The sequence below is a fragment of the Thermococcus sp. genome (assembly GCF_027008145.1).
Taxonomy (GTDB): Archaea; Methanobacteriota_B; Thermococci; order Thermococcales; family Thermococcaceae; genus Thermococcus.
In genome coordinates, this window is record NZ_JALTCZ010000093.1 from 1 (window position 1) to 7,705 (window position 7,705).

7 protein-coding genes are annotated in these 7,705 nt (G+C 52.8%); 5 read left to right on the forward strand and 2 right to left on the reverse strand.

Annotation, left to right across the window (positions count from 1 at the left end; translation table 11 throughout):
- Positions 1-515: hypothetical protein (locus MVD07_RS04455; protein WP_297499112.1), on the forward strand; the 515-nt coding region annotated here is incomplete at its 5' end.
- 1 nt (position 516) lies between these two features.
- Here the strand turns inward: MVD07_RS04455 and endA are convergent.
- Positions 517-1,023, reverse strand: coding sequence for a tRNA-intron lyase (endA, locus tag MVD07_RS04460; RefSeq protein WP_297499114.1), 507 nt, complete (start codon positions 1,021-1,023; stop codon positions 517-519).
- A complete protein-coding gene (gene rimI, locus MVD07_RS04465; protein WP_297499116.1) occupies positions 1,023-1,520 on the reverse strand; it encodes a ribosomal protein S18-alanine N-acetyltransferase in 498 nt (165 codons plus the stop codon). The genes endA and rimI overlap by 1 nt, the downstream gene beginning before the upstream one ends.
- Before the next feature lie 180 nt (positions 1,521-1,700).
- On the opposite strand from rimI, the gene herA reads away from it, so the two are divergent.
- From herA to rad50, 4 genes are all read left to right on the forward strand, one after another.
- On the forward strand, positions 1,701-3,470 hold the full coding sequence (herA, locus tag MVD07_RS04470) for a DNA double-strand break repair helicase HerA (protein WP_297499124.1): 1,770 nt from the start codon (positions 1,701-1,703) through the stop codon (positions 3,468-3,470).
- Positions 3,471-3,501: 31 nt separating this feature from the next.
- Positions 3,502-3,705 carry a DUF2281 domain-containing protein gene (locus MVD07_RS04475; protein ID WP_297499118.1) on the forward strand — a complete coding sequence of 68 codons (204 nt, stop codon included), beginning with the start codon at positions 3,502-3,504 and terminating at the stop codon, positions 3,703-3,705.
- Positions 3,706-5,061: a DNA double-strand break repair protein Mre11 gene (mre11, locus tag MVD07_RS04480; RefSeq protein ID WP_297499120.1), complete on the forward strand. Its 1,356-nt coding sequence runs from the start codon at positions 3,706-3,708 to the stop codon at positions 5,059-5,061. It begins immediately after the preceding gene.
- Positions 5,058-7,705 (forward strand): DNA double-strand break repair ATPase Rad50 (rad50, locus tag MVD07_RS04485; RefSeq protein WP_297499122.1); only part of this gene is annotated, 2,648 nt, incomplete at its 3' end. The genes mre11 and rad50, both read left to right, overlap by 4 nt.

Sequence of the window (7,705 nt, forward strand, 5' to 3'; positions counted from 1 at the left end):
TCTATGTCTACCATCAAAACTCCGAGTTTAACTCCCTAATCGCCAGCCATCCGCACGTTCTCGGCGGCATCTTTACCGGGAACTCCACTTACTACGAATACTACAAAGTTAACACCAGCGACGGAACGCGCTACTATCAAGTGATTAGGGCTGAAAACGGCAAGATACTGAAAATTAAGGAGATTTCTTACAGCGACTATCTCATATACACGGGAAAAGCACTTGACATGGCCCGGTCGCTGGTCGAGGAGAAAACTATCTTTCCAGCTGGAGCAACGCTCATAACCTACAACGTAACCAACCTCACGGTTCGGCTCTACTACTCTCTTGGAGATTACGGGAAGAGCTCTGAAGGTTCCAACGTAACGTCCACGCTCCCCTATCCGGAGAAAGAGTTCGTGGTTGCGACCGTTAACCTCACCTCCGGAAACGTCAGCATTAAAATGGTCTCCTTTGAGGAACTTCCCAGGTGGGTTCAGAACGTTGTGAACGAACTGAAGGAACTGAGAGGATGAGTTAGAACCTCACCCACTCGACTTTATAATAGGTAACGTCGGCATCTTCGTCAACTATCGCCATAATCATGTTCTTCCTCACGCCGTGGGCAACCCTAACCCGGGCCGTTATGTCGTTCGGGCTCAGGCGAGAATTTTCAGGTAGAACCCAGACGAGCCACTGCGAATGCTCGTCCATTCCCCTCCTGTAAACCCTGAAGTGGGAGCCGAACTTCAGGCCGGACTTTACGGTGTAGCCTCTATCCCTCAAATCCTTGTAAACGAGGTATTTCGCATCAAAAAGCTCGTCCTCCTTCCTTCCGAGTCCCATAATCTCCTCAAGGGTTAGCCTCCTTTTTCCATCCCTTATCTCTATCTTCCCACGCTCGACGAGGTATGTAGCCTCAAGGAGGGACAGAAAGACTTTTCCGTTAACGAGCCTGCCGTAGTGGCGGTTGTTGTGCAGGCCATCTATTGCGTTCTTATCCGTCGAGAAAACCCTGTTCCCGGTCAGGTAAAAGACTATCATCAGCTCCCCCTCCACTCCTCGGCAGGGAGTATCATGTAGTATGCATCCTCGCCGTCGGCGTAGTAGCCTATTATCCTCTTGACTTTCTTGAAACCAAAGCGCTCGTAGAGCCTTATCGCACCTTCGTTGCTCACCCGGACTTCGAGACCAATGTAGCGGGCACCCTTCTTTATAAGCCTCTCTATGGCCTCCGTCAGAAGGGCAGAACCTATCCCGTTCCCCCTGTAGTCTTTATCCACCGCTATGCTCATTATGTGACCCTCCCAATCCGGCCTCAGGTAGGCCATGACATAGCCGATGGCCTTCCCGTTGTACTCGGCGACGAGAAAGGTATCGGGGTTGTTCTCAAGGAAGACGAGGAAAATACTCCTGGGGTAGGCCTCCCTGAAGGACTCGCGTTCTATCCTCATGACCTCGCTTATATCGAATATCTTTGCGGGCCTGATTACAACCATTGCCAGGGGTATTCTGATTGGCTCCCTTATGGTAGAGCTCATGTTCTTAACTCCCTTCCAAGTCTTTTAAGCCTTGAGGGGCTATGCTCTATTGTGTTACGAGCCCTCTCGAACCTGAAGGGAGAGTCCATTACTCTGACTGTTATAATTCTTTCTCGTAAAAACTTCGAAGTGGCAAGGTTTAAAACTTCCGGACAGGAATCCATTCAATAGGTGAAGATGATGAGGATAGCACATGACCCAAACAACCCTATTGGAATAGTCACTGGGGAGGCGACCGTGAGTTCCTTCCAGTTCTACGCCCATCCAGATGTTGACCTTAAATTTGGCGACTTCGTCGTTGCTAAGCTCTGCAAGGAGACCAAGGACGGGAACTGCCGCTGGGAGAACGACGTGGATTGGATTATAGGAACCATAAGGGGGCTTAAGAACGTAAACTGGCTCCTCAGTGAGGGCAAGAGCACGTACACCTCCCTGGAACTCGACATAAGGGAGTACGGCGAGAGCATAGGCGAGAACGAGGCCCTCATCGTTACCGTTCACGTCCTCGGGAAGGTGCAGTTTAACGGCGGGAAGGCGGAGGTAGTCCCCACGAGAGTTCCTGTCCCCAACGGGAACAGGGTTTACCTTGCCAGCTCCGAGCTTTTGAGGGCTGTTTACTACGGGGGGAACGGTTACATCGAGCTGGGTAGGCTGATAATAAGGGAGGACGTTCCTGTTTACCTCAACGTAAACGAGCTCGTCTCAAGGCACTTCGCAATTCTGGCCGTTACCGGGGCCGGAAAGAGCAACACGGTCTCGATCATGCTCTGGAAGCTTGTCGAAGAGCTCGGTGGAACTGTCATAGTTCTCGATCCCCATGGAGATTACACGAAGCTGAGCCTCCCCGGAACTGGCAGGGAGTACGTTAACCTGATAGAGGCGAAGATAAGGCCAGAAGCAATGGACGGTGAAGAGCTCGCCGACCTCATGGAGATACAGAGCAACGCGAGCATACAGCGCTCCTATCTTCTCCGCGCTTGGGATACCATGCTTCACGAGCACCAAGGTGTTGGTGGCAGGGAAGCGGTAAAGCTCGTCCACGATTTGCTCCAGAGGTGGGCGAGTGAGGGTGGGGGGAGCTACTGGGATCCCCACGCCGGCCAGTATAGGGATCTGGGCGATATCAAATCGGCCGAGAAGGAGACGATAATGAGGCTGACGATGAAGGTTTCGCGCTTCCTTAGGAACTACGGCCATCTCCTATCGAGCGAGGACATAGTTGCGTCAATAGAGCCTGGAAAAGTAAATGTCATAGACCTGGGCCCCTTGGACGAGGGTCAGATGAAGCTGGTCGTTGCGAAGTTGCTCGAAAAGGTGTTCGAGACGAGGATGGATTATGAGAAGGCCAGAAAGAGACTCGATTACCTCAGGACGGCTTACTCGGGCAGCATATCCTCGGTTGCGGAGGAAATCAACGAGCTTGAGAAGTTCCTGAGGGGTGTTGAGAGAGATTATCCGGCCCTGGCGGATCCTATAATGGTTGTCGTCGAGGAGGCTCACATATTTGCCCCACACGGTGAGAAGGGCGGTGCCGTTAGAATCCTCGGGAGGATTGCTAGGGAGGGCAGGAAGTTCGGGGTCGGCCTTGGACTCGTCTCCCAGAGGCCGAGCAGGCTCAGCGAGGACGTTCTGAGCCAGACCAACACCAAGATAATAATGCGCATCGTCAACCCCAACGACCAGCAGTACGTTATAAGGGCCAGCGAGCAGGTGAGCGGAGAGCTGATGAACGACATAGCAGGCCTAGGTAAGGGTGAGGCGGTAATAGTGGGCCAAGCAATAAGCCTGCCTGCCCTCGTGAAAATCTACAACTTCAAGGCCCTTGGAGGGAACTACGGTGGTGAGGACATCGGCGCCGTGGAGCGGTGGCTCGCGAGGAGGAAGCGTGGGGAAGAGGAGAAAAGGAAGGAAGAGCTTTACGAGGCGGAGGATATTGAGATAGACTTTTGAGAACGCTGGATGAGGTATGGATGGTGGGAAGATGGAAGACACAAAAGGCCTCTTTGATAAGCTCCCAGAAGGCCTAAATCGGAAGGCCATCGATTACATAGCGTTCCTCCTCGAAATGAGAGCCCCACACAAGAGGGGGAAACTCAAGCCTCAGCGGAAAGGCGTCCTCAGGGAGTTGAGGGGAAAATACACATCCGTAGAGCTCCAGCGCAAGGCCAAGGAGTGGTGGTGCTAAATGAAGTTTGCCCACATCGCCGACGTCCACCTCGGGTTTGAGCAGTACCGCCTGCCCTACCGTGCTGAGGAGTTCGCTGAGGCATTTAGAAAGGCCATCGAGAAGGCCGTTGAAGGGAGGGTTGACTTTATACTGATCGCCGGAGACCTCTTCCACTCCAGCAGGCCCAGTCCCGAGACTATAAAGGAGGCCATTGAGATACTGGAAATCCCGAAGGGGAGGGGTGTTCCCGTCTTCGCCATAGAGGGGAACCACGACAGGACCCAGAGGAAAGTCTCGGCATACCACCTCCTCGAAAAGTTGGGCCTCCTCAACCTGATCGGCCTCAGGGAGGAGAAGGTTGAGAACGACTACCTCACCAGTGAGAAGACCAAGAGAGGTTGGCTGGTTAAAGGGATATTTGAGAAGGGAGGTAAAACAATTGAGATACACGGGATGAAGTATATGAGTGCGGCCTGGCTGGAAAAGAACCCGCTAAAGGAGGTATTCAGGCCGGAGGGTGATTCGATACTGATGCTCCATCAGGGTGTAAGGGAGCTCGTGGAGGAGATGATGGGCAAGCTCCCCGAGAGCCAGCGCGACTACTACGAGATAAGGCTCGGGGACCTGCCGAAGGGCTACCTGTACTATGCCCTCGGGCACATTCACAGGGCCTTTCTCACCAGCTACGACATAGGAAAGCTCGCCTATCCTGGTTCACTTCAGAGGTGGGACTTCGGCGACTATGAGATGCGCTACCGCTGGGACGGGAGGGTCTTCAAGCCGATGGCAGGAAGCCCCAAGGGCTTCTACATAGTTGAGAACTGGGAGCCGAGGTTCGTCGAGCTTAAGGTCAGGCCCTTCATAGACGTGAACATAACGGCCGATCCGGAGACCGCCAAGAGAGAACTAAAGAGCCTTTCGGCAAAGATTCCGGGGGAAGCTTTTGTGAGGCTTGACATCCGCTGGGACAGACCCTACGACGTCTCTGGTCTGGTTGAGATGGTAAGAGCCCGCTACGTTTATGTGAGGACAAGGTTTGAGCGGAAAAGGCTATCTGGAGGTCACGGTGGGGACGTTCCCAAACCGGAGGAGTACTTCCTCCCCGTTGAGCTGAAGGCGATAGAGCTGACGGGAGAGAAGAACGTTGAATCTATGGACGATGTAGTGGAACTCTTCCTTGGCGAAGGCTGGGACAAAAAACTCTCTAAAAAAGATGGGCGACAGGAAAAGAGAACTTCGCGTGTTGTGGGGGAAGAGACAAAGGAGAGAAAAACCGGGGATAAGAACCGGGGGGAAAATACTTCAAAGAAGAAACCCGTTAAAAAGCCTGGGAAGCCTTCCAACCTTCTCTCATGGCTCGGTGGTGAAAGATGAGGATTGAAAAGCTAATTGTGAAGGACTTCCGCTCCCACGCCCTGACAAAGGTTGGTTTCTCAACGGGAATAAACCTGATAATCGGCCAGAACGGCTCGGGCAAGAGCTCCCTCCTGGACGCAATCCTGGTTGGCCTCTACTGGCCTGCCAAACCTAGAGACCTCAAAAAGGACGATTTCTCCCGTATAGGTGGGGGCGGGACTGAAATAACGGTCTTCTTTGAAAAGGGGAACGTGAAGTATCAGATTCACCGGAACATCGCCAGGGGTATAGCCTTCGTAAAGTACCACGATGGAAGCTCTTGGAAGACTCTGGAGACGGGCCAGAGGCAGGTGCGTGAGTGGATGGAGAAGATGGTTCCTTACGATGTATTCCTGAACGCGATATACATCAGGCAGGGGGAGATAGATGCAATCCTGGAGAGCGACGAGAGCAGGGAGAAAGTTGTAAGGCAGGTTCTTGGGCTTGACAAGTACGAGAACACCTACAAAAATCTGCTGGATGTCAGGAAAGAGATCGATGCCAGAATAAAGGCGATTGAAAGCTACCTCAGGAGCACGGAGAACCTCGATGACCTCATAGGGAACCTTGAGGGAGAACTCACTTCCGTCCTTAGGGAGATAAACGAGCTCTCACCCAATGTCCCCCGGCTTAGGAAAGAACTTGAAGAACTCGAAAACGAACTAAAAGAGCTGGAGGAGAAGGCCGAAGAACTCTCGAAGATTAAACTGAAGTTGAAAGAGGTAGAGGGTCTGTTAAGGGAGCTTGAGGCCAGAAAATCTGGCCTCTTGAGCAGGGTTAAGGAAGAGAAGAAGAGGGTCGAAAAGCTGAGGGAGAAGGTTGAGGAGCTCAGAGAGATAGAGCCAAAAGCCAGGGACTACCAGAAACTCTCCAACTTCCTGAGGGAATTCGAGATGGAGATGAACAGGATAGAGAAGCTCCTTGCGAGCCACTCCCAACAGGTTGAGAACCTTGAAGAACGCCTGGCAGAGCTGAAGGACAAGAGGGAGAGAATAAAGGCGCTGGCAGGGGAGAGGGAAGAGATCGAAAAGGAGCTTGAGGGCCTCAAAAGCGATGTCGATGCATACCAGAGGGCTAGGGAGCTGGAGGCAAACTTTGAAAGACTCAGAAAGAGGCTCACAATGAGTGAGGTGGAAATAGGAGAGCTTGAGACTGAGATAAACTCCGCAAAAAAGAGGAAGGAGGAGATAACCAGAGAAATTGAGGAAATCGGCTCCAAAAAGGGTGAACTAAGGAGCAGGGCAGGGGAAAGGAACAGGGCCATAGTGGAGCTCAAAAAGGCCAGGGGGAAATGCCCCGTCTGCGGAAGGGAGCTGACTGAAGAGCACAGGAAAAAGCTCCTCGAAAAATATACCACCGAGCTTAAGGAGATATCCGACGAAATGAAAGGCCTCGACGAGAGGGAGAGAAAGCTCAGGGCCGAGCTTGTTGAAATCGAAAAGATACTCAAGCGCGAAAAGGAGCTCTTTGCCCTCAAGGAGGTTCTCGGGCAGATCAGGGAGATTGAGGAAAAGCTGAAGGGGTACGACTTTGAGCGCCTTGAGAAGGCCAACAAGAGGGCTGAGGAGCTGAAAAAAAAGCTCTCCGAGATCGAGGGGAAAATCCGAGAGCTGGAGGGAGAGCTGAAGAAGGCGGAATCCCTGAAGAAGAAGCTTGAAATCGTTAAAAGGAAGATCGAAGGACTTGAGAGTGAAAAGAAGTCCCTCCTGGGGAGTTTGGAAGAATTCGGCTTTGGAAGTGCCGAAGAGGCTAGGGCAAAGCTGAAGGAGCTTGAGCCGTATCACAACCGCTACATCGAGCTTAAACCCGCTGAAGAAGAGCTCAAGCATGAAGAGGAAATGCTGAACGACCTGACCCTTAAGCTCAACGCCGTCAGGGCTGAGATAGCCGGAACTGAGAAGAAGCTTGAGTCCCTCAGAAAGAAGATGGGAGATGCCGAAAAGGGGTACAACAAAGACCGCCACGAAGAGCTGAAGGAGAAAGCTAGGAAGGCCTCGACCGAGCTGGCCGCTCTGGAAGCCCGTCTGAAAACCCTGGAGGAGAGAAGGGAGGAGATAAAGGGCAACTTGGAGAAGCTGATGAGAGAGAGGAAAACCCGTGAGGATAAGACCAGGGAGCTTGAGAACCTCAAAAAAGCCAGAGAGCGTGTTCAGAGACTGAGGGAGAAGGTGAAGGCCTACAAGAACCTCCTGAAGGAGGGGGCCCTAGGCAGGGTTGGGGAGATGGCGAGCGAGATATTCGAGGAACTGACGGAAGAGAAATACTCGGGCGTTACCGTCAAGGCCGAGGAGAACAGGGTGAGGCTCGGAGTGGTCTACAACGGGAAGGAATACGGCCTCGGCTTCCTGAGCGGTGGAGAAAGGATAGCCCTCGGCCTAGCCTTCAGGCTGGCGCTATCGCTCTATCTGGCCGGGGAGATAAGTCTTCTGATTCTGGACGAGCCAACCCCCTACCTCGACGAGGAGAGAAGGAGGAGGCTCGTTGACATAATGCAGCGCTACCTCAGAAAGATACCGCAGGTAATCGTTGTCTCCCATGATGAAGAGCTCAAAGATGCCGCTGACAGGGTTGTCAGGGTGAGCCTTGAGAACGACATTTCAGTGGTGAGGGAAGTGGAGGTGGG